Below are 22,226 nucleotides of genomic sequence, written 5' to 3'. Positions count from 1 at the left end.
AAGGGGATAGATTCTTGCATTCACAGAGAGCCGGTCGTGCTGGAAGCCGGCAATGCAACTATCCACGATATCACCCCGGAGTGGAGTGCTGAAAAGGAAACTTAGTAGGCAGTCCCGGGCTTGTTAACAGCAGGCTCGTTATCAGCGAATGGTTGTTATTTAACGGCCATTCACGAGGCGGCGGATGCTGCGAACAAGGGTGGTACCATGAAAAGCTTTTTCATCCCTTATACGAAGAACAAGGTTTCTTTGTGTGGGGAGAAAAGGCTTTTTCTTTTTAAATAAAATAATCAAATAGAAAAGTAAGGAGGAGTCCGTATATGAGTGCGGAAGTTCAAACGAAGCAGGCAGTAATGGAAATGGCGCCTGAGTCTACAGGTGAAAGACGGAATATTCAACCGATGGATGGTTCTGCTGTCTTGATTCAAGGGTTAAAAGACCAAGGTGTCGAAGTTATTTTCGGCTACCCCGGAGGAGCTGTCCTACCAATTTACGATGCATTATACAAGGATCCGATTCCACACGTGCTTGCCCGTCATGAACAGGGAGCCATCCATGCTGCGGAAGGCTATGCGCGAGTATCCGGCAAACCGGGCGTTGTCATTGCGACATCTGGACCTGGCGCGACAAATTTGGTGACAGGAATTACGGATGCGATGATGGATTCATTGCCGCTCGTTGTTTTCACGGGGCAGGTGGCTAGCACCGTCATCGGGACGGATGCATTCCAAGAGGCAGATGTCATCGGCATTACGCAGCCAATTACAAAACATAACTACCAAGTGCAGGACGTCAAGGATCTCCCGCGGATCATCAAAGAGGCATTCCATATCGCTTCAACAGGCAGACGCGGCCCAGTTGTCGTCGACATTCCGAAAAACGTGGCTACAGAAATTTTCGTCACGGAGGAGGAGCGCAATGCCGAGGTGAATCTGCCAGGATACCAACCGACGACTACTCCGAATTACTTGCAAATACAAAAGGCGGCAGAAGCGATCCGCTTTGCACGGAAACCGCTTATCCTCGCTGGTGCGGGCGTACTGCACGGCCAGGCGATGGAAGAACTGAAAACATTGGTTGAAACGAAACGGATTCCAGTAACGAACACATTGCTTGGTCTTGGCAGCATTGCAGGAGATCATGAATACTTCCTTGGCATGGCAGGCATGCATGGAACATACACGGCAAACATAGCGATTAGCGAATGCGACGTGCTGATCAATGTCGGCGCTCGATTCGACGATCGGTTGACTGGCAATCTGAAATCATTCGCACCGCATGCAAAAGTGATACACGTCGACATCGACCCTGCGGAAATCGGAAAGAACGTACCGACAGACATCCCGATTGTGGCGGATTCGAAAGAAGCATTGAAAGCATTGCTCAACCAGGAATTCGAAGCACCGGACACTGCAGATTGGCTATCATACTTGAGCGGCTTACAAGAAGAGGCGCCGTTATGGTACAACACCGATGAGCATGAAATCTTGCCGCAAGAAGCCATCCAAATGATCCATCGCATAACGAAGGGCGATGCAATCGTCACGACGGATGTCGGACAGCACCAAATGTGGGCGGCTCAATATTATTCATTGAACAATCCCGATCATTGGGTTACGTCAGGCGGTCTCGGAACAATGGGCTTCGGATTTCCTGCAGCAATCGGAGCGCAAATCGCGAAGCCGAATGAACGGGTCGTCGCAATCGTCGGCGATGGCGGATTCCAAATGACAGCACAAGAACTATCTCTTTTACAAGAGATGAGGATCCCGGTAAAAGTCGTGATTTTGAACAACGGAGCGCTCGGAATGGTGCGCCAATGGCAAGAGACATTCTACGACGAACGCTACTCGCAGTCATTGATTCCCGTCCAGCCGGACTTCGTCAAGCTAGCGGAAGCGTATGACTTGAAAGGGTACCGCATTACGAAAAAAGAGGACGCTGAACAGATCTTCCGGGAAGCCCTCCTATCAGATGAACCGGTGCTGATCGATTGCCGAGTAAAAATGTTGGAGAACGTCTATCCGATGGTAGCGCCAGGAAAAGGACTACAAGATATGATCGGAGTGAAGAGCAAATGAAAAGAGTCATTACGGTTACAGTCATTAATCAAAGCGGAGTATTGAACCGGGTGACAGGATTGCTAATGAAACGGCAATTCAATATCGAAAGCATCACCGTCGGTCATTCCGAACAGCCGGGCATGTCGAAAATGACGTTCATCGTCCATGTGGAGGATGAACAGAAAATCGAACAGCTCGTCAAGCAGCTGCAAAAGCAGATTGATGTCATCAAAGTGAATGACATTACTGATAAAGCGATCGTCATGCGGGAACTCGCACTTGTAAAAGTCGTCTCACCGCCGCATGCGCGCAGTGAAATTAACAGCATCGTCGAACCGTTCCGCGCAACGGTCATCGACTCAGGGAAAAACGTCGTCACCTACCAAGTGACCGGCGCACCGGAAAAGATCGAGGCATTCATCGATCTCGTCAAGCCTTATGGCATCAAAGAATTAGCTAGGACCGGAGCAACGGCATTCACCCGTGAAATCCAAAAGGTCAACTCACCACAGTTATCCATTTTAAAATAATAGATAAACCCAAAATCGAGGAGGAACTAACAATGGCTAAAATGTATTACAACCAGGATATCAATGAAGGACTACTACAAGGAAAAACGATCGCGGTTATCGGCTACGGCTCACAAGGGCACGCACATGCACAAAACTTGAAAGAATCAGGACATAACGTAGTTGTCGGCGTCCGCCCAGGTAAATCTTTTGATCAAGCAAAAGAAGACGGACTTAATGTAAAAACAGTTGCCGAAGCGGCAGAACAAGCAGACATCATCATGATCTTGCTTCCAGACGAAAGACAAAAGCAAGTGTATGACGAAGAAATCAAACCAGCATTAAAAGCAGGCAAATCACTCGTGTTCGCACACGGATTCAACGTCCACTTCGGACAAATCGTGCCACCAGCAGACGTTGACGTATTCCTCGTAGCGCCAAAAGGACCAGGACATCTCGTCCGCAGAACTTATGAAGCAGGCGCTGGCGTACCGGCACTATTCGCAGTATTCCAAGACGTTTCAGGCCAAGCGAAAGATGTAGCGCTTGCTTACGCAAAAGGAATCGGCGCTGCGCGTGCTGGCGTACTTGAAACTTCATTCAAAGAAGAAACAGAGACGGATCTATTCGGCGAGCAGGCGGTGCTTTGCGGCGGATTGACTTCACTCGTCAAGGCAGGTTTCGAGACATTGGTGGAAGCAGGTTATCAGCCTGAACTTGCCTATTTCGAAACGATGCACGAACTGAAACTGATCGTTGACCTCATGTATGAAGGCGGCATGTCCGGAATGCGCTATTCGATTTCCGACACTGCTGAATGGGGCGATTACGTATCGGGACCTCGTGTCGTTGATGCGGACACGAAAGCTCGCATGAAAGACATTCTGACGGATATCCAAGAAGGGAAATTCGCGGAAGGCTGGATTGCTGAAAACGAAAACGGACGTCCAAATTACAATTCGTATGAGGAGTCGGAAGCGAAGCACCAAATCGAAGTAGTTGGAGAAAAGCTACGTGAGATGATGCCGTTCGTAAATAGTGGCAAGAAAACAAAACAGGAGGAAGTGGTGGGTAGTGCGAAAAATTGACATCTTTGATACGACACTTCGTGATGGTGAACAATCAGCCGGCATTAATCTGAACACGGCAGAAAAGATGGAAATTGCCCGCCAACTAGAACGTTTTGGCGCTACGGTGATCGAAGCAGGATTCCCTGCTTCCTCACCTGGTGATTTCGAAGCAGTGCAGCGCATTGCAAATACAGTAAAGAATTCGACAGTGACTGGCCTTGCCCGCGCCATGAAAAGTGATATCGATACATCATGGGAAGCGCTGAAAGGCGGACAGCAACCACATCTCCACGTGTTTTTGGCAACTTCTCCGATCCATATGAAGCATAAATTGATGAAGACGCCTGACCAAGTCGTGGATATTGCAGTGGAGGCCGTAAAATACGCAAAAAAATTCTTTCCTCTCGTTCAATGGTCAGCAGAAGACGCATTCCGTTCCGACCCTGCATTCCTCGTCCGGATCATCAATGATGTAATCAAAGCCGGTGCGACAACGATTAATATCCCTGACACGGTCGGTTATGCAACGCCGCAAGAATACGGTGCTCTATTCAAATTCTTAAAGGAGAATGTGACGGGCATTGAGCGCGTAAAGCTATCTGCACATTGCCATAACGATCTAGGAATGGCTGTCGCAAACTCCATCGCAGCGATTGAAAATGGTGCCGATCAAGTCGAAGGCACGATTAACGGGATCGGTGAACGGGCTGGAAATGCAGCGCTCGAAGAAATTGCAGTCGCCCTCCATATCCGCAAAGATATTTATGGATTTGAAACAGGCGTCAATTTACAGGAAATCAAACGCACAAGCCAATTGGTCAGCCAATTGACAGGCGTCGTCATCCAGCCGAATAAGGCGGTCGTCGGAAAGAACGCGTTCGCACACGAATCAGGCATCCACCAAGACGGCATGCTGAAAAACCGGGAAACATATGAAATCATCACTCCGGAACTGATCGGTGAAACGACAGCTCCTCTAGCACTTGGAAAGCACTCCGGACGCCACGCATTCAAGGATCGCGCCATCACGATGGGATTCGAGTTAAGCGACGCACAATTGAATGAAGCTTTCGCGGAGTTCAAGAAGCTCGCAGATCGCAAAAAGGAAATTACCGAAGACGATCTATTTGTTCTCTTCACAGGAAAGCAAATTGCGAACGCTGATGCGGACATTTATGAACTGACAAATGTGCAAGTGCAATACGGAACTTCCAACGTTCCAACAGCGACCATTTCAGCGAATATCCCTTCCGGGGAGAACGTCGTTGTTGCAACAACAGGCGCAGGCTCCGTCGAAGCAATCTTCAATGCACTCGAGCTGCTCGTGAAAGGGCAAGTCAACATACTGGATTACCGCGTAACTTCTATCGGCAAAGGGCGAGATGCTCTAGGGGAAGCCGTCGTCAATTTGCGTTTCAACGGCGAAACATTCACTGGGCGCGACATCTCCCAAGACGTCCTGGAAGCATCGGCAAAAGCATACTTGAACGCGATTAATAGGAAATTAGTGAAAGATCAAGTGAAAGTGTTGGAAACAGTCAGTCAATAACGATTTTATACATCATTGAGTCGGAAGATTATGCAAACGGGAATGACAACAAGGAGGAGAAGTTCAATGGAAAAAAGAGTAGCTGTACTACAGGGCGATGGAATTGGACCAGAAGTGACGTCGGCGGCTGTGCGTGTTCTTGAAGTGGTTGCAAGACGATTCAACCACACATTCCAATTTAATTACGGTTCAATCGGAGGAGCGGCTATTGATTCATTCAATAATCCGCTTCCGAAGGAGACAGTAGAACTCTGTGAATCAAGTGATGCAGTACTCTTAGGGGCAGTCGGTGGTCCTAAATGGGATAACAACCCTTCGGAATTGCGTCCTGAAAAAGGATTGCTCGCCATTAGGAAGCATTTCGACCTATTTGCGAACTTAAGACCGGTAAAAGCAGTCCCTTCCTTGCTCCAAGCTTCTCCGCTCAAAGAGGAAATCGTTCAAGAAGTCGATATGATGATCGTCCGTGAATTGACGGGCGGCATCTACTTCGGCAAACCGAGCCGCAAAACAGAAACATCCGCAGTCGATACGCTCGTCTATACACGTGAAGAAATCGAACGCATCGTTGAAAAGGCATTTGAGCTCGCACGATTAAGACGAGGAAAGGTTACATCCGTCGACAAGGCGAATGTATTGGAGTCTAGCAAGCTTTGGCGCGAAGTCGTTGAAGAGAAGCGGAAAGGCTATCCGGATGTCGAAGTAGAGCATCAACTCGTCGACTCGGCTGCCATGAAGTTGATTACGAACCCGAAAGCCTTTGATGTTGTCGTTACTGAAAATATGTTTGGCGACATTTTGAGCGATGAGGCTTCCGTCATTACCGGATCGCTTGGCCTGCTTCCATCCGCAAGTGTTCGCTCGGATGGGTTCGGTCTTTATGAACCGGTCCATGGTTCGGCGCCAGATGTTGCCGGCAAAGGGGTTGCGAATCCGGCAGCAGCCATATTATCAGCCGCAATGATGTTGCGGTATTCATTCGGAATGGAAACGGAAGCGGCAGCGATTGAAAAAGCAGTCGACACAGTGTTCGAGGATGGTCATTTTACGATTGACCTAGCGGGAGACTCAGACCGTGCCCTTTCAACAACAGAATGGACGGATAAAGTGATTAACGAGCTTGATCTGCAGTTCGTCTCAAATAGCATCATGTTTTCCTACGTGTAATGTATATAAGAAAAGCAAAATGAATGAGAAAGGAGATGCTCAAATGCCGAAGACGATCATCGAAAAAATTTGGGATCAACACGTTGTATACGAAGAACAGGGGAAACCTGACCTATTATATATCGACCTTCATTTATTGCATGAAGTGACTTCTCCGCAAGCGTTTGAAGGCTTGCGGCTGGCAGGGCGGAAAGTGCGCCGTCCAGACCTCTGCTTCGCGACAATGGACCATAACGTTCCAACTCGGAACTTGCCGACAATCAACGATCCGATTGCTAAAAAGCAAATTACGACATTGGAGAAAAACTGTGAGGAGTTTGGCATTGCACTTGCGGACATGGAGCATCCGGATCAGGGAATCGTCCATATTATTGGCCCAGAGCTCGGTTTGACGCAGCCCGGGAAGACGATTGTTTGCGGAGATAGCCATACTTCGACGCACGGTGCATTCGGAGCCATCGCCTTCGGAATCGGCACGAGCGAAGTTGAACACGTCCTTTCGACACAGACGTTGTGGCAATCAAAACCAAAAACGATGGAAATACGGATCAATGGAAAGCTTGGCTTTGGTGTCACTGCAAAAGACGTCATCCTTGCGATCATCTCGAAATTCGGCATTGACGTCGGAACAGGACATATCGCCGAGTATACAGGCGAAGCAATCCGCTCCATGACGATGGAGGAACGCATGACCATTTGCAATATGTCAATTGAAGCAGGGGCGAAAGCCGGTTTGATCAGCCCGGACGAGACGACAATCGAATATTTGAGGGGACGTCGTCATGTCCCTGAAGGAGAAGCGTTTGAAAAGGCAGCCGAGCAATGGCTATCTTTGGCAACTGATGAAGGAGCAGTATACGATACAGTTCTTGAAATCGATGCAGATGAAATCGAGCCATTCGTTACGTGGGGCACGAATCCTTCTATGGGTTCAGGCATAAGCGCGCATGTCCCGTCAGCTGATGATTTTGACAATGAATCCGATAAAGAAGCACTGAAAAAAGCGCTCGCTTATATGGGGCTTGAAGAGGGAACACCGCTCTCTTCGATAGAAATCCAACACGTCTTCATCGGTTCCTGCACGAACGCCCGATTAAGCGATTTACGGGCTGCTGCGGAAGTCATTACGGGACAGAAGGTGCATCCGAATGTGACAGCAATCGTCGTTCCAGGTTCACGCACGGTGAAACGGCAGGCGGAAGAGGAAGGTTTGGATAAAATCTTCATAGAATCAGGATTCGAATGGCGCGAATCTGGTTGCAGCATGTGCCTCGCAATGAACGATGATGTCGTTCCAGCAGGCGAAAGATGTGCATCGACATCGAACCGAAATTTCGAAGGCAGACAAGGCGCTGGCTCCCGCACTCATCTAATGAGCCCTGCAATGGCGGCGGCGGCAGCGATTTCGGGACGTTTCACAGATGTTCGGGAAATGAAATTGGCCCACGTCTAATAAACAAAAGCAGCTAGCGCCCATAGCTGGATGAAGAAAGGATGATTCCATGAAACCGATTAATGAAGTGCGCAGCGTCATGACCCCGCTCGATCGAAAAAATGTAGATACAGACCAAATCATATCGAAGGAATTTCTGAAACGGATTGAACGGACCGGCTTCGGAAAATACCTTTTCTATCATTGGCGTTTCCAAGCCGACGGCACAGAAAACAGGGAATTCGTCTTGAACGACGACCGTTTCAAAGACTCGAAAATACTCGTCGCGCACGATAATTTCGGCTGCGGTTCCTCCCGGGAGCACGCGCCATGGGCAATCCTTGACTATGGATTCGAAGTCGTCATCGCACCGTCATTCGCGGATATTTTCCATAACAATTGCTTTAAGAACGGCATCTTGCCGATTCGTCTACGCGTTGAGGAAGTCGAAGAGCTGTTGTCAAAAGGCCAATCAGATTCGTATTCGTTGGAAATCAATCTAGAACAGCAGACGGTAAAAGGCGAGGACGGCAAAACATATTCATTTGATATCGACCCTTACTATAAACAAATGCTATTGAATGGTTGGGATGAAATCGCATTGACATTCCAATACGAAGAACATATCTCCGAATACGAAAAACAGCATGCATAATTACAAATCCACCTTCCATCACTGCGGGAGGTGGATTTTTGAATGAAGTTCTTTATTCTCGTAATAAGTTTTAAAAATAGTTCTCATTTTCGACATCTAATCTATTACATTCTCTGTCTACTACTGTCGAAATAGTGTACAATGGATAAAAACATGCAGATAAATGACTATGACATATATACTAATTTAACAAGGGGTGGGCATGTGTTTGTTTCTGTATTAAATGATCGACAATCCTTCTCGATGCAAGTCCGGGATACGAATAGCACGTCAGGCGACGGGTGGAGAAAAGTGTGGGGCAAGGAAGCTGCCGCCATCAATCCGCTAGCGGCTGTGAACCAAGGACGGAATTCCCTAATCCTAGAGGCAGTGCGTACAAATGATTGGTCGGACTACCATAACTTCCAAGCAAAACAGCATCCTGCCTGGTATGACAACGTCGGCGGAGTCATGAAGCAAAATAAGCTCTATTACGGCAATCTCATCGATGTGCAAAACCGTTCGTTAAAAGAAGCGATCCAATCAGGCGATAAGGAGGAAATTGCAAAACGGCAAGCGCACATGAAAGAGCTAATTGCCGATTTCAAAAACGCTCCGGGAGAAGTGCCGCACGTTATTGCATTCGCTCAAGACCCGGCATTGGCAGAAGCGCATGGCATTCCGAAGCCATCGAGTGCTTGGTTTAACTCACCTTACAATAATGCACTTGCTGCGTCACAAGGACGTTTTGAAGATAAATACTGGTATGAAAACCCTTATTTCGCGGATCATCCAGACGAAATGAACTTTGCATTAGAAGCTGTGAAAGAATATAGACCGGACATCGCAAAAATTGCAGCCTCCATTAATAAAGGCGCTTATGAGCGAAATGTTGCATCTTCTTCATTTAACGCGAAGCCGGTCGAACAAGTAGTTATTGAAGAAGTAAAAGAAAATAATCAAGTGGAAACTGCTGGAGTTGTGGAGCAAGCTTCAACTGCACTTGCCGAAGCGACTGCAGTGAAAGTGGAGCAATTTGCACGCCAGTTCAGCACACAAAATCTTGCGATGGAGATGTTTGCGAAAAAAGAGCAGTCACATACGCAAACAACCTTCGATGCTTTGCGAGACAGGTTAAATCAACAAGCGGCCGAACGAAAATATAGCATTGTATGACAAGAAACGTGCAAGCTGACCAGCTTGCACGTTTTACATGACTCGAATAATTACGCAGAAAATCAGCAATATAAATATAAATACCGCGAAAAAAGCATAAATGAATCGAAAGAAGCATAAACGCATTTGAAAATGCATAATTCGCCAAAAAAGCTCATAAACGCCTATACATGCGCATAAACAGTCAGAAAAACTCATAACGCATAGAGAACTAACTAGCAACCTCCTAAAATCTAGGGGGTTTTTGTGTCGAATTTTATGGTATGATAGGACAAGATTTACGATAAGGAATGTAGTAGGAGGGTGAAAAAGTAGTGACGAAAAAGAGAATGACGACGGTCGTGCTAACGAGCGTATTATCTTTAGCGTTATTGTTATTCGGATGCAGCCCAACGGATGCGAATACAATAACGATCGACCAAAACTTTTCTGACATACATAATGAGTTTTGGGCTAAAAACGAAGTGACGCAGCTTGTCGATATGGGCATTATTAATGGATATCCTGACAAGCAGTTCAGACCGGCTCTTGAAGTATCGCGTGGTCAGGCGGCGAATCTCCTGTCAAGCGCGCTTCAATTACCGGAAGCCCCGTATGAACCTGTTTTCAAGGACGTCAGCAGCAAGTCTTCCCATTTAAAAGGGGCGATGACTACATATAAGGCTGGGATATTCCTTGGAAAAGAGGACGGTACATTCGGCGTCGCTGATTCTTTGACACGTGAACAAATGGCGACGGTTATCGTGCGTGCCTTCGACCTGCAAGATACAGGCGAAGAAATCCACTTTAAAGACGAAAACCGGATTAGCGCATCGCATAAAGACGGTGTAAGAATCCTTGCACAGCACGGAATTACGACCGGAAAAGAAGATGGCACATTCGATCCGAAAACAGCGGTAAACCGTGCAACATATGTCGTTTTCCTTCATCGTGCGATGGTAGAAACCGGAAAGATCGAAGAAAGCAAAGAGATCGTCTTTAATAAGCCACAAACGCTTGGAAACTATGAAACGGTCCGATATGAACAAAATTTTGTTGAAGTACCGATTTCAGGGGAAAATAAAACATATCTTCGTTCCAATTATTATTTACAATTTGCTGGTGAAAAAACGAGAAAGCACGCCCATTCAACAGATACAACTTACACATATAAAGTGGGCGGATTGTCTCCAGCCGAAGTTAATGTAACAAAACGTCTCCTCGAAAACGGCGACTATTTCATTTTCACGGAACTGAGAAATTCTCAACGAATGCCGATTACAATCGATGTCATCCAGACGGAAGGCAATGTAGAAAAAGGAATACTACGGGAATACAGCCGCTATCCGATTAAAAAAGAAACAGACGGCACTTTTGGTTTCGATCTGACGACGTATCCGACAGGCGTATTTGAAAAAACAACAGAAAATGGTGACAAAGCGCAACGGATGATCGGTAAAGCATACCGCTCAAAAGAGCTGACAAAAACGTATCCGAACGGCGCAAGCAGCCATACGCGCGAGTTGTTGAATGAAAGCGAGTCTTTCAGCGGCATCCTTCTTGGAGATACACAGCTTTCTGTCTATACGTTGAAGTCGAGCGGGTATGATATTGTCGATCAATGGCTTCTCGTTTCCGACGAGCTGCTCTTCTCCAGCCATCAAAGTATGGATCGATGGATGCTTGAATCCGCTACTTATTATAAGAAGCGTAATAAATGGTATACAGCAAACGGACCGTACAATAAGATGGCGACGACTATTGAACCGATGCCTAAATCAGGCAGAGGATATGGCCGTAACTTGCTGCTCGTGAAAGAAGATCGTACGATGGCGATGTATAATGAAACGAAAGAGCGCTACTTTGAAAGCTTACTATACAATTCATTCGCGAACCTCGATATTTTCCGTGGAGACCGAACGTATTGGGAAACCGAAGTAACGAGCACATACTTAAAAAATCTGTTCGGCATTACAGCTCCATTCGTGGATACAAGATTCAACGAACAGATCGCTTTATTCCTTTATAATGGAGGGAAGGCGTTTGGACATGACGACTATACGGTCGGCTTGAAAAATTATGCAAACCTTCTCGTATCGCAAAAAGGGAAAGGCAATATTATTAAAGTCGATGCAAATTCGTTTTACATCCAAGATTACTTCCCGGCGAAGCAAAACGTGAAGACACATAGCTCGATGAACCATCTGCTTGGGGGAATGAACATCCTGTTGCTTGCTTACAAGGAACTTGGCGATCCTGTCTACTTGCAAACAGCGGAAAGCATTCAATCCGCGCTTGAGAAGGATGCCAATAAATGGATTCGACCGAACGGTGATATTTGGTACAAAATTTCGCCGGACCATACATTTGTCGGAGAGGATTATGTGCATTTGACATTGGAAGATCTTATCCATTCATATGAAATGTGGTCCGATATCGATCCATCCAAAACGGCGGTCTTTGAAAAGTTGATCCGCTCGAAGGCGGGCTATATGGATAAGAATAATAAAGGTTACACAACGAAAATTAAGGAAGGCCTCGACCGTATCGGCATGCCGGAATTATTGCCAGCAGGTGTTGAGCATACGGACGCACTATAAAGCGTAGGGCGACCAAAGCTGGATTGACCATAATAAAAATAGAAAGTCCCGTACGATGAAAATATCGTACGGGACTTTTTTTAGTTGATTTTATTCACTAGGTCGGAGCGGATCCATCCATAATCGGACGGAGGGTTAATATCCGCTAACACTTTATACCATACATATCCGTCGCTGCCCGCGACTTCTTCGACGATGACGACTGGATAGCCGAATGCCGCATTTAAGCCAGGATTTTTCGGTTTGTAAGTAAATAACTTGTTGTCAGAACGGACTTCAGGGCTCGTTCTTACATTGACCCCTTCAGGGCCGGTATAATTAATGCTGCCTAGTTGTACCTGATTATAATCACGTCCGCCGAGGAATGTATCCATTTTCCACATATGGCCCGCGATTTTACTGCCCCAGTTCGGGTCGGATGCGTATCTCACGTTGATGCCGACAGCTTTATTGCCCGGTACCGCGCCGTTCGCATGGGCGCCAAGCGGATTCGCATAATTCAAGTTCATATAGCGTTGGATGAACGCATTGACACTATTTTCAGGAGTCGCATATACTTCTCCCATTTCAGGGGAAGAATCAAAGACTCTGATTCCGAAAATATTATTCTTCGTCTGTGCATTGGGACTGATGCCGTAATCACTTTCATGGATTGCCGCAGCAAGGATGAACATTGCGTTGACACGATATGTCTCTTCCACTGATTTCAAATAATCCCCTAAGCCGATCAGCTTTGATTTGACCGTCGCATCTTTGTAGCGTGCGATGCCCGTGCTTTGACGGTCTGCAAGCGCCCAATTGATGTACGAATCAAGTTCGGCAGCTGTATAGGACGTCGGCTGCCTTACGGATTGGAATTGGAAATATGGGTAATAGGTGATGACATTCTTCGATCCGACTTCTGCGAAATGGACGCCATCGAAACTAGTATACTTCTTCCCGTTTGCCATGCCAGGTCCTGCAGGGCCGACGTTGTAAACGCCTCTCGTCTTGTTGAGATTATCATAGGTTGAGTGCGTCAGTACGCCGTTGATTACTTCATAGAAATCATAGCCCGTAACAAGTTCTGTCGGGACGAGGTCAACTTCATTATGCCTAGCGTAGAATGTAGAACCCGCAAATTCAACGATTGCATAATCAGCACCGCTTCCGATGTATTTCATCTCGCGGCCTTTCGTAATATACGTCACTTCATTCCGCAATGTCTTATCACTGTAAAGGGATGTGTATTGCTTCGAGTTTTGCGCGCCAAATGCACGGCCCGCCTTCATTTTAATGACATCGCTTCCTTTTTGGATGACCCGAATGGATGAAGATGCATTGTAGACTGCCAATGCATCTTCATATGTTTTGTACAATGCGATTGTTGGGACGACTTGACCATTAGAAATCGAGCTTACTTTGTAAATTTCCGGATCCACTTCAGGCGTCTCCGGCACTGAAGGATCTGTCGGTTCAGTCGGCTTCAAAAGCTCTGCCGCTGCATTCATTCTGAAAAGGAATGCTGCCGCATGGGCGATTGTTGCGCTGTCTTGCGGTTTGAAATAAACACCGTTCTTCTGATGATCTCCTCGGATAATGCCTAAGTACACTGCCGCTGATACAGCTTCGCGGAAGTTAGGCGAAATCTTATGGGTATCTTTGAATGTGAAGTTCGTCTTTTGAATAGGAAGATCCATATAACGGAATGCTTTATATATCATTCCCGCCATTTGTTGACGAGTGATCTTATCATTCGGTCTGAACGTTCCATCGGGATAGCCTGAAAGCAAACCCGCTCCAGCCGCGTTTTGGATTTCGATTGTCAAACCTGAACCTGCTTTTAAATCTTTGAACGTATATTTCGTAGATGCAGGCAATTCCAAAGCGCGTGCGAGATACGAAGCAAATTCGCCTCGAGTGACAGCTTTATTCGGATTGAATTTACTGTCTGTCCGAATAACATTTTTCTGGATCCAATAATTTAACTCCGTTTCCATTTGGTGTCCCGAGACAGAGCTCGCTTCCACCGGATTTTGGAATAGAGGAGCAAACATTAGTAGCATGATCAAGGCAAAAGTTATTATTTTTTTCACCGATAAACCTCCTTTTGTACATCATCTATTATAATATCAGATTCTTTATGAAATAATAAGGTGTAATTTGGTGAGATTTACCGATTTACTAGAAATGAATTGTTCGGATAGTTTGCTAGGAGTGAAAAGGAGAGGGTTTTTGGCAAGTTCATGTCGATTTTTTTGAAAATGCAACTAAACGGTAAGCCGCAACGTCGTATAAGATGCTATAATGACTAAGGGTCATGCCCATTAACCTATTGGAGATCATTCGTGGAAAGGGTTTTATTGTTAATGACAACACTTACAAACAAATTGAAGGAAAAAGATACAGTTTATTTCTTAGTTGCATTGGCGGTCGTCGTGGTCGCACTTTTCCTTCCATCGTCCATTGCACTCGTCGCGACATCATTGTTTTTTGTTCTTTTTGCATTTTTCAGGCCACAGCAAAGCCTATTATTTCTCGTCATCTATGTAAGCATCCGCCCGTTGCTCGTGGAAGTGAACTCAGGGCTGAAGTTGATCGGTGATTTGATCACTTTCATAGCGTTCATCAAGATTGTCATTTCAAGCGGACGTAATTGGAAAACATTGTTTTCATTCAAATGGTTCGAATGGGCGTTTTTCGCACTACTGATCGCAGGATCGATCAGCGGATTGCTTCAAGACGTTCTGCCGCAAGCGATCATCTTCCAAGTTCGGACATTTGTCATTATGTACTTGCTTTATTACATCATCGCAAGAATGACGTTGCCAGATGACTGGTTGAAAAGACTCGCTTGGGTAACGGTTTGGACGAGCATGATTTCCTCCATCCACGGCCTCATTGAAAAGCTTTCGATGCGCCAGTTGCTATTGCCCGATGTGTGGAAATATAAAACGTTAAGCTCAACGAACTTCGTGCGCATTTACGGATTGCCAGGCAATCCGAACTCAATGGCATTATTATTGCTTTTCGGAATTATGTCGTTGCTATTTTTACAACACATTTATAAAGGCGAAAAATATAAGTGGTTCTTGAACATCAACCTAGTGCTGTTCGTCGGGGTCTTCATCTTAACGTATTCACGAGGAACATGGATTTCTGCTTTTGTTCTTGGAGCGATTTTCATTCTGATGACCAAGAATTGGCATTTGCTGAAAAAGCTTGTTATCGCAGGTATCGCTGCAATTATCCTCATCTACTATCCGGTGAATTTAGGCGTTAGCTTTGTCGCAAAACTTGGGGTTGAACCGCCGGAAGATCCGGCAGGCAGCATCGCCGGACGTTTCGGCGAGACGTTTAACGAGCAAAACTTGGCGCTCATGTCTGAAAGCGGCCGTTTCTTCTATATTAAGAAAGGCTTTGAAATCTTCAAGGAATATCCGGTCGCAGGTTCAGGATTCGGCTCGTTCGGCGGATCCGCTACATTATCGTATGGATCGCCGATTTACGATCATTACGGAATCCGTTCGGATATTTACGGAGGCAAGTATTTCTATTCGGATAACCAATATATTCAAATCATTACGGAGACAGGAATTATCGGCGTAATCTTATTCGCAGCCTTTCTGCTCGGCATGCTGTACCTGTTCTGGAAGGAACGGAAAACACCGATGGGCAAATTCATGATTGCGCTTTGGTTCGCAACTGGCTTCTCCGGCTTTTACTATAATATATGGGAGCTGAAGCTTTACACGATGTTCTACTTCATCCTGTTCGGCGTCTTCGCTTCCATGACGAATCAATACACGAAATTCAAAACGAAAGATATTTGACTACTCACCATCCGGCCACTTCGCCGGGTGGTCTTTTTTATATAATGAAAAAATCTACTATAATTCCATTCTAAAAAATCCTCAGTTAGTCTCCTAGTATTGTAAGCAATAATGACGATTTCTTCCTGAATCAAACAGTATTTACCAATCGAATTACGTCGGAATCTAGACAGGACAACACTTTGTCCGCTATTTCCTTCTTATGGATTATAGTAATTTGTCGAAACGTTTGGTAAGCTGGACATTGATTCATAGAAAGGAAGGTGTCGACTTATCATTAATAAAGTAGATTCATTGAAAAATTTCGGGAAAAAGGTCGCGATGACAGCGGCTGCTGTTTCACTTTTAGTGGCAGTGCCAGCTGGAGCATCTGCGAACACGCAGACAGTGGATAGCTATCCGGTTTCTTCCGGAGTGACGTATACGCATTACACACATTCGGGCACGAACCATATTAATCATGTAAGTGTCAATTTGAATGACCCTTACACGAAGCTCGATGTCGGATTGCCATCCCCGCTAGCAAAACGGGACGCGACGACAACACTTGCAAATCGGGATACACGTGATGGGAATCGTGTAGTTGGAGCAGTGAATGCATCATTTTTCGACATGAAGTCAGGATTGCCAATGTATTTGATTTCGCAAGGAAATGAAATCATCAACGGCGGCGTCATTTCAAGTTCCCGTGAATATTATGTGAGCAAGCCTATTGCCTTTGGTGTCATGAATGACGGCCGTGCAGAAATTGATGAGTTCAATTTCGACATTCGCATCAACCATCAAGGCACGGATTACAAGATGACCGGGTTGAACCGCGAAAGGCAAGCTGATGAAACCATTGTATTTACACCACAACATATTTCATCTACGACCGGGTCTAATGAATTCGGTATCGAAATCGTCGTAGATACCGGTGAACCAATTACGTCTACATATTATGGGCAGCAATTGACTGGAAAAGTTGTGCAAGTGAGAGATTATGGATCAAAAGAAAAAGTCACGATTCCAAAAACAGGATTTGTCATTTCCGCACATGGATTGAAGCCGTTGGAACGATTAAAAGGGATTAAAGTTGGGGAGACCGTTTCTCTTAACTTATCAATAGACTCGAAGTGGATGGATTCATCTTTCATGTTGGCAAGTGGGCCAATGCTGTTAAAGGACGGCAAGCCATACATTACGATGGATACATCGAACTGGCGTGCAAAAGCGATGACGGCACGCACGGCAATTGCCATCAGCAAAGATAAAAAGAAAGTCGACCTCATCACAGTGGATAACAAAAGCGGATATAGCAACGGCATGACACTGACACAGTTCGCGAATTATTTGGCATCCCAAGGTTACGACCGTGCCATCAACTTTGACGGCGGAGGTTCGACGACGATGGGCATCCGCAAACATGGCAGCAATACGGTCGTTCTTGCAAACCGGACGACTGATACTAGCCAGCGGAAAGTATCAGCGATCATTGAAGCGATTAGCACTGCACCGCTCAGCGATCCAGCGCATATTAGTGTTTCACGTGGACAAGTTGGTGAAATGCTCGTTGGTGCTAGCGTTCCGTTGACAATCAACTACGTGTTGGATACGTATTACAATCCGTTGAAAGTGGATGCATCCCAATTGTCAATTACGTCCGCTAACGGCAAAGCATCCGTTTCAGGTACGACATTTACGGCAACAGCAGCAGGAACTGATCGCATTAACGTCCAATACGGCACTGCAACGCAATCATTCCCGATTACGATTGTTGATGCACCTGCAAAGTTGACGATTTCACCAAGTACTTCGTCAATCGAACCTGGATCGACAGTGACTTTCAAAGCAACGGCAACCGATGCACAAGGAAAGCCGGTCATTTATTCTCCTGAACAATTGACATGGAGCGTAAGCGGTGATGTCGGTGCTATTACAGAAACAGGAACGTTCAAAGCGTCTAAAGTGCCTGGCAAAGGGTCCGTAAACGTGAAGCTCGGAACGAAAACAGCATCACTTCCAATCGAGTTGTCCGATGGAATGCCTGCATTCACGGATATCCCGTCAGATTATGCATACTATACGGAAATCCGTTTCTTGAAAGACCTCGGTTATATTAAAGGAGATCTGGACGGCAAGTTCAACCCTGGCCAGACGTTATCAAGGGAACACGCCGCTGTTATTTTAAGCCGCGTCTTCAACTTGGATACTTCTGTTAAAGGAGCTCAAAAGTTCAGTGACGTTCCGACGACGCATCGTTACTTCAACGAAATCAACGCCATCGCTGAAGCGAAACTCGTCGGAGGTAAAGGGGACGGTACATTCGATCCTGCTGGTCAGTTGACGCGTGCACAAATGGCTGCAATTCTCGTGAAAGCTTACGAGTTGCAAGGGGAGTCCGAGAAGAAATTCAAAGACGTGCCTTCAAGCCACTGGGCATACAAACAAGTTCATATCCTTGCAAACCATAAAATTACGACAGGGAATGAAAAAGGGAACTTCGAACCGAATAAACCGGTAAACCGCGCACAATTCAGCGCATTCCTATACCGCGCCATTAATAAATAATCATGAAAATGCCGTCGGATCGTTTATACGGTCCGCGGCATTTTTTTCTTTACAATCGAAGCATGATATAATAAGTACATTATTTGTAGAAGGATGTTGGATTATGAAAATAGGAATTGTAGGGAATTATGGAAACGATAATAACGGGGACGAAGCGATCTTGCTTAGTCTTGTAAAACAAGTAACATCCACTTTCGATATTAATACGTCTCAGCTCACCATTTTCAGCAATAATCCGCAACAGACGGCCGAGAGATACGGTGTGGAAAGTTATCCGCTCTATTATAAAAAAGGGAATGCTGTCAAGACGTTCATCGAGACATTCCGCCAAAATAAGAGAGTCGTGAAAAAGCTGGACTTGCTCATTATCGGTGGAGGCGGCATCTTGATGGACTTGTACCGCCGGGAAGCGCCGTTGTACGGATCGTATGCGATGATGGCGAAACAGTCGAAAACGCCATATGTCATATATGGATGCGGGGCAGGCCCATTGCATACGTCGTTAGGAAAATGGTTCATCCGCTATATGTGCAAACATGCTGAAAGTGTTTCTGTCAGGGATCCGGAGTCTGCACAGTTATTGCGGTCTATCGGTGTCAACGAACAAGTAGATGTGATCGGCGATCCTGCGTTTTCATTACGTGAAGAAGGCGCTTCAGATAAATCTATTGTACCGACTAAAATTGGTGTCACTGCTGTCCCTTATTACAACGCCGACTACTGGCCGGAAGGGAATCCTGATATTTATCAGAAATACGTTGAAGGCATGGCGAAAAATCTAGATAAGCTCGCATCTGGGCGTGACGTCGAAATTTCATTTTTCGCAACGAAGTTTCCGCAGGACGCCAATGTGACAAAGGATATTCAGGAGTTGATGACTGAGCGTTCGAAAACGACAATCATCGATGAAAACTTATTGCCTTCTAAAATATTGGAAGTGACAGAGCAGCAAGATATCGTCATCGGAACTCGGTTGCACTCATTAATATTAGCGACGTGCACCGAAACTCCAGTAATGGCGATTTCATACCATCATAAAGTGAAAGACTTCATGAGTTTGGCTGGGCTGGACCGTTTTTCATTCCCAATCGATGAACTTCATGAAAACGACGAGTACTTCCTCGGTGCGTTCAATGAAATGAATTCTGATTGGAAGGAGACTTTGCAGCAAACCGAACAGCTATCGAAGAAGCTGTATGATGAAGCGATGAATGGAACTGTTCAATTTACGAATGCGTTGAATAAATGATAGAGTGTGCCGCCGGATAAATAATTATCCGGCGGCTTTTTATTGAGTAAGTGCACAAGAAATCAAATCAGCGCTCAAGAAGTTCGTCTTCGCGCTCAAAAAATCCACCCGCGCTCAAGAAATCAATTCGGCGCTCAAGAAGTCCACCCGCGCGCTCAAGAAGTCCACCCGCGCGCTCAAGAAATCGAATCGGCGCTCAAGAAGTCCACCCACGCGCTCAAGAAAACAAATCCGCGCTCAAGAAGTCCACTCGCGCGCTCAAGAAAACAAATCCGCGCTCAAGAAGTCCGTCCCCGCGCTCAAGAAATCGAATCGGCGCTCAAGGTTCCGCCCCCGCGCTCAAGAAATCGAATTTGCGCTCAAGAAGTCCACCCTCGCGCTCAAAATACCACCTTTTGCGCTCAAAGCCGCAACCTAACACGCTAAAACTCCCACCATCAAAACCCCAGCACACACTTCACATCATTCACATACGATTGGCTCACCGGCAATCCTGTACCATCCACTAACGTCACAACGAGATTCGACGAGAAATCGCGCGAAATCCGTGAAATCTTAGCTGTGTTCACAATATAAGAGCGGTGAATGCGCAAGAAGATTTCAGGCAGCCGCTTTTCCAATTCTTTCAGCGTGCTCGACACACTGAATTGACCGTCCTCTGTATAGAAGAAAGTCTTTTTCTGATAGCTTTCGATATGGGTGATCTGTTCAATCGGTACAGGGTACCATTCGTCGTCGAGCTTTCCGGTGAGAATCCGTAATGGATTAATTTGATCAGGAGTAAGGATGACGACAAGTGCAGCTTGTTCCCCGTTTATTTCAATCGGCATCCAATCCCCTTGCAGACTAGTTATTTGATGCAAGATATCCGCACGTAATTTTTTCTCCATTCATTTATCTTCCCCTTCATCGATTTCATCACGCTATTTTCTCATTCATCCTCTAAAACTGCCTTTTTGTCGGAATGCACAGACAGTTTTAATATTCTGTTATATAGTAATGTATAACAACTTTAACTGTTGTGGAACAGTAAGAAAGTATCAATTACTCTATTAATCGAAAGGTGTGGTGTGAAATGGCGAAACAAAAAGGACGAATGGAACAAATTGAGCAGTTGGAAAGAAGCTGGCAGGAGGAAGAACGTTGGTCGGGAATCGAGCGTGGATACAATGCCGAGGACGTCATCAAATTACGGGGATCTGTTCAAGTTGAGCATACGTTGGCGAAAAGAGGAGCAGAGCGGCTCTGGAAATCACTTCACGAAGAGGATTTCATCGCTGCGCTTGGCGCACTGACGGGCAATCAAGCCGTACAGCAAGTGAAAGCGGGGCTCCAAGCGATTTACTTAAGCGGTTGGCAAGTGGCGGCGGATGCGAATATGGCGGGACAGATGTATCCCGATCAAAGCCTCTACCCGGTGAACAGCGTGCCGAATGTCGTGAAGCGTATCAATCAAGCGTTGCAGCGCGCAGATCAGATTGATTATGCGGAAGGCAGGACGGACGAATTTGATTGGTTCGCTCCGATTGTCGCTGACGCGGAAGCGGGATTTGGAGGTCCACTAAATGTGTTCGAATTAATGAAAGCGATGATTGAAGCGGGAGCTGCAGGCGTCCATTTTGAAGATCAACTTGCCTCCGAAAAGAAATGCGGTCACCTTGGAGGAAAGGTGCTTCTACCGACGCAGAACGCAGTCCGGAATTTGATTTCGGCGAGACTAGCAGCTGACGTATTAGGCGTTCCAACAATCATCATTGCGAGGACAGATGCCGATGCAGCGGATCTGATTACGAGCGACATCGATGAGCGCGACCACGCGTTCATTACTGGAGAGCGGACGCCGGAAGGATTTTACCGGACGAAAGCCGGTATTGAACAGGCGATAGCCCGCGGCCTTGCATACGCGCCATACGCCGATCTCATCTGGTGTGAAACGTCGACGCCAGATCTTGAAGAAGCGAAACTTTTTGCGGATGCCATCCATGAAAAGTTTCCAGGCAAAATGCTCGCCTATAACTGTTCGCCATCATTCAACTGGAAAACGAATTTGGATGACGAAACAATCGCCAAATTCCAACGGGAGCTCGGCAAGATGGGCTATAAATTCCAATTCGTTACGTTGGCAGGCTTCCATTCATTGAACCATAGCATGTTTGAATTGGCCCACGGTTATAAAACTGAAGGGATGGCTGCTTATTCAAAGCTGCAGGAAGCTGAATTTGCGAATGAATCAAAAGGATATACGGCAACCCGTCATCAGCGCGAAGTCGGAACGGGCTATTTCGATGAAGTTGCGCAAGTTATCTCGGGAGGCACGTCTTCAACGACGGCTATGAAAGGGTCAACGGAAGAGGCGCAGTTCGTCTAATCCAAATCCATACATGATACGAAAGGATGATTCAACTGACTACTCAACGGACGCGTTTCAATTTGGAT

The 22,226-nt window shown here is 46.1% G+C and carries 15 protein-coding genes; 13 read left to right on the top strand and 2 right to left on the bottom strand.

The genetic code is table 11. From position 1 onward, the window contains the following. Positions 1-320: 320 nt before the first annotated feature. From ilvB to ACTHPA_RS09465, 9 genes are all read left to right on the top strand, one after another. Positions 321-2,081 carry an acetolactate synthase large subunit gene (gene ilvB, locus ACTHPA_RS09505; protein ID WP_440499945.1) on the top strand — a complete coding sequence of 587 codons (1,761 nt, stop codon included), beginning with the start codon at positions 321-323 and terminating at the stop codon, positions 2,079-2,081. Then, positions 2,078-2,593 (top strand): acetolactate synthase small subunit, encoded by a 516-nt coding sequence (gene ilvN, locus ACTHPA_RS09500; RefSeq protein WP_440499944.1) that lies wholly within the window; start codon positions 2,078-2,080, stop codon positions 2,591-2,593. Before ilvB ends, ilvN begins: the two co-directional genes overlap by 4 nt. 32 nt (positions 2,594-2,625) lie before the next feature. Next, positions 2,626-3,660 carry a ketol-acid reductoisomerase gene (ilvC, locus tag ACTHPA_RS09495; protein WP_440499943.1) on the top strand — a complete coding sequence of 345 codons (1,035 nt, stop codon included), beginning with the start codon at positions 2,626-2,628 and terminating at the stop codon, positions 3,658-3,660. Next, positions 3,647-5,191, top strand: a complete 1,545-nt coding sequence (locus ACTHPA_RS09490) for a 2-isopropylmalate synthase (RefSeq protein ID WP_440499942.1) — start codon at positions 3,647-3,649, stop codon at positions 5,189-5,191. Before ilvC ends, ACTHPA_RS09490 begins: the two co-directional genes overlap by 14 nt. 66 nt (positions 5,192-5,257) lie before the next feature. Then, positions 5,258-6,358, top strand: a complete 1,101-nt coding sequence (gene leuB / locus ACTHPA_RS09485; protein WP_440499941.1) for a 3-isopropylmalate dehydrogenase — start codon at positions 5,258-5,260, stop codon at positions 6,356-6,358. A 43-nt stretch (positions 6,359-6,401) separates the two neighbouring features. Continuing rightward, on the top strand, positions 6,402-7,811 hold the full coding sequence (gene leuC / locus ACTHPA_RS09480) for a 3-isopropylmalate dehydratase large subunit (protein ID WP_440499939.1): 1,410 nt from the start codon (positions 6,402-6,404) through the stop codon (positions 7,809-7,811). Between the two features lie 49 nt (positions 7,812-7,860). Continuing rightward, positions 7,861-8,445, top strand: coding sequence for a 3-isopropylmalate dehydratase small subunit (gene leuD, locus ACTHPA_RS09475; RefSeq protein ID WP_440499938.1), 585 nt, complete (start codon positions 7,861-7,863; stop codon positions 8,443-8,445). 204 nt (positions 8,446-8,649) lie between these two features. Beyond that, the gene (locus tag ACTHPA_RS09470; protein ID WP_440499937.1) at positions 8,650-9,600 is read left to right on the top strand and encodes a hypothetical protein; all 951 of its coding nucleotides are present in this window, start codon (positions 8,650-8,652) and stop codon (positions 9,598-9,600) included. Between the two features lie 314 nt (positions 9,601-9,914). Beyond that, positions 9,915-12,179 carry an S-layer homology domain-containing protein gene (locus ACTHPA_RS09465; protein WP_440499935.1) on the top strand — a complete coding sequence of 755 codons (2,265 nt, stop codon included), beginning with the start codon at positions 9,915-9,917 and terminating at the stop codon, positions 12,177-12,179. Between the two features lie 80 nt (positions 12,180-12,259). Here ACTHPA_RS09465 and ACTHPA_RS09460 read toward each other — a convergent pair whose 3' ends face one another. After that, entirely contained in the window at positions 12,260-14,254 is a 1,995-nt protein-coding gene (locus ACTHPA_RS09460; RefSeq protein WP_440499933.1) for an S-layer homology domain-containing protein, read from the bottom strand. Positions 14,255-14,527: 273 nt separating this feature from the next. On the opposite strand from ACTHPA_RS09460, the gene ACTHPA_RS09455 reads away from it, so the two are divergent. From ACTHPA_RS09455 to ACTHPA_RS09445, 3 genes are all read left to right on the top strand, one after another. Next, entirely contained in the window at positions 14,528-15,991 is a 1,464-nt protein-coding gene (locus ACTHPA_RS09455; RefSeq protein WP_440499932.1) for an O-antigen ligase family protein, read from the top strand. A 321-nt stretch (positions 15,992-16,312) separates the two neighbouring features. Then, positions 16,313-18,541 (top strand): S-layer homology domain-containing protein, encoded by a 2,229-nt coding sequence (locus ACTHPA_RS09450; protein WP_440499931.1) that lies wholly within the window; start codon positions 16,313-16,315, stop codon positions 18,539-18,541. Between the two features lie 103 nt (positions 18,542-18,644). Further along, a complete protein-coding gene (locus ACTHPA_RS09445) occupies positions 18,645-19,790 on the top strand; it encodes a polysaccharide pyruvyl transferase family protein (RefSeq protein ID WP_440499930.1) in 1,146 nt (381 codons plus the stop codon). Between the two features lie 437 nt (positions 19,791-20,227). Here the strand turns inward: ACTHPA_RS09445 and ACTHPA_RS09440 are convergent, their stop codons facing one another. Further along, positions 20,228-20,680 (bottom strand): LytTR family DNA-binding domain-containing protein, encoded by a 453-nt coding sequence (locus tag ACTHPA_RS09440; protein ID WP_440499928.1) that lies wholly within the window; start codon positions 20,678-20,680, stop codon positions 20,228-20,230. Between the two features lie 185 nt (positions 20,681-20,865). Here ACTHPA_RS09440 and aceA point away from each other — a divergent pair, with 185 nt between their 5' ends. Next, positions 20,866-22,158: an isocitrate lyase gene (gene aceA, locus ACTHPA_RS09435; protein ID WP_440499927.1), complete on the top strand. Its 1,293-nt coding sequence runs from the start codon at positions 20,866-20,868 to the stop codon at positions 22,156-22,158. The last annotated feature ends 68 nt before the right edge of the window (positions 22,159-22,226 follow it).

Origin of the sequence: Sporosarcina sp. SAFN-015 (assembly GCF_051966875.1) — a bacterium.
Classification (GTDB): domain Bacteria; phylum Bacillota; class Bacilli; order Bacillales_A; family Planococcaceae; genus Sporosarcina.
Note: the sequence above shows the minus strand (reverse complement) of the source record. Positions and strands in the feature narration are given on the sequence as shown.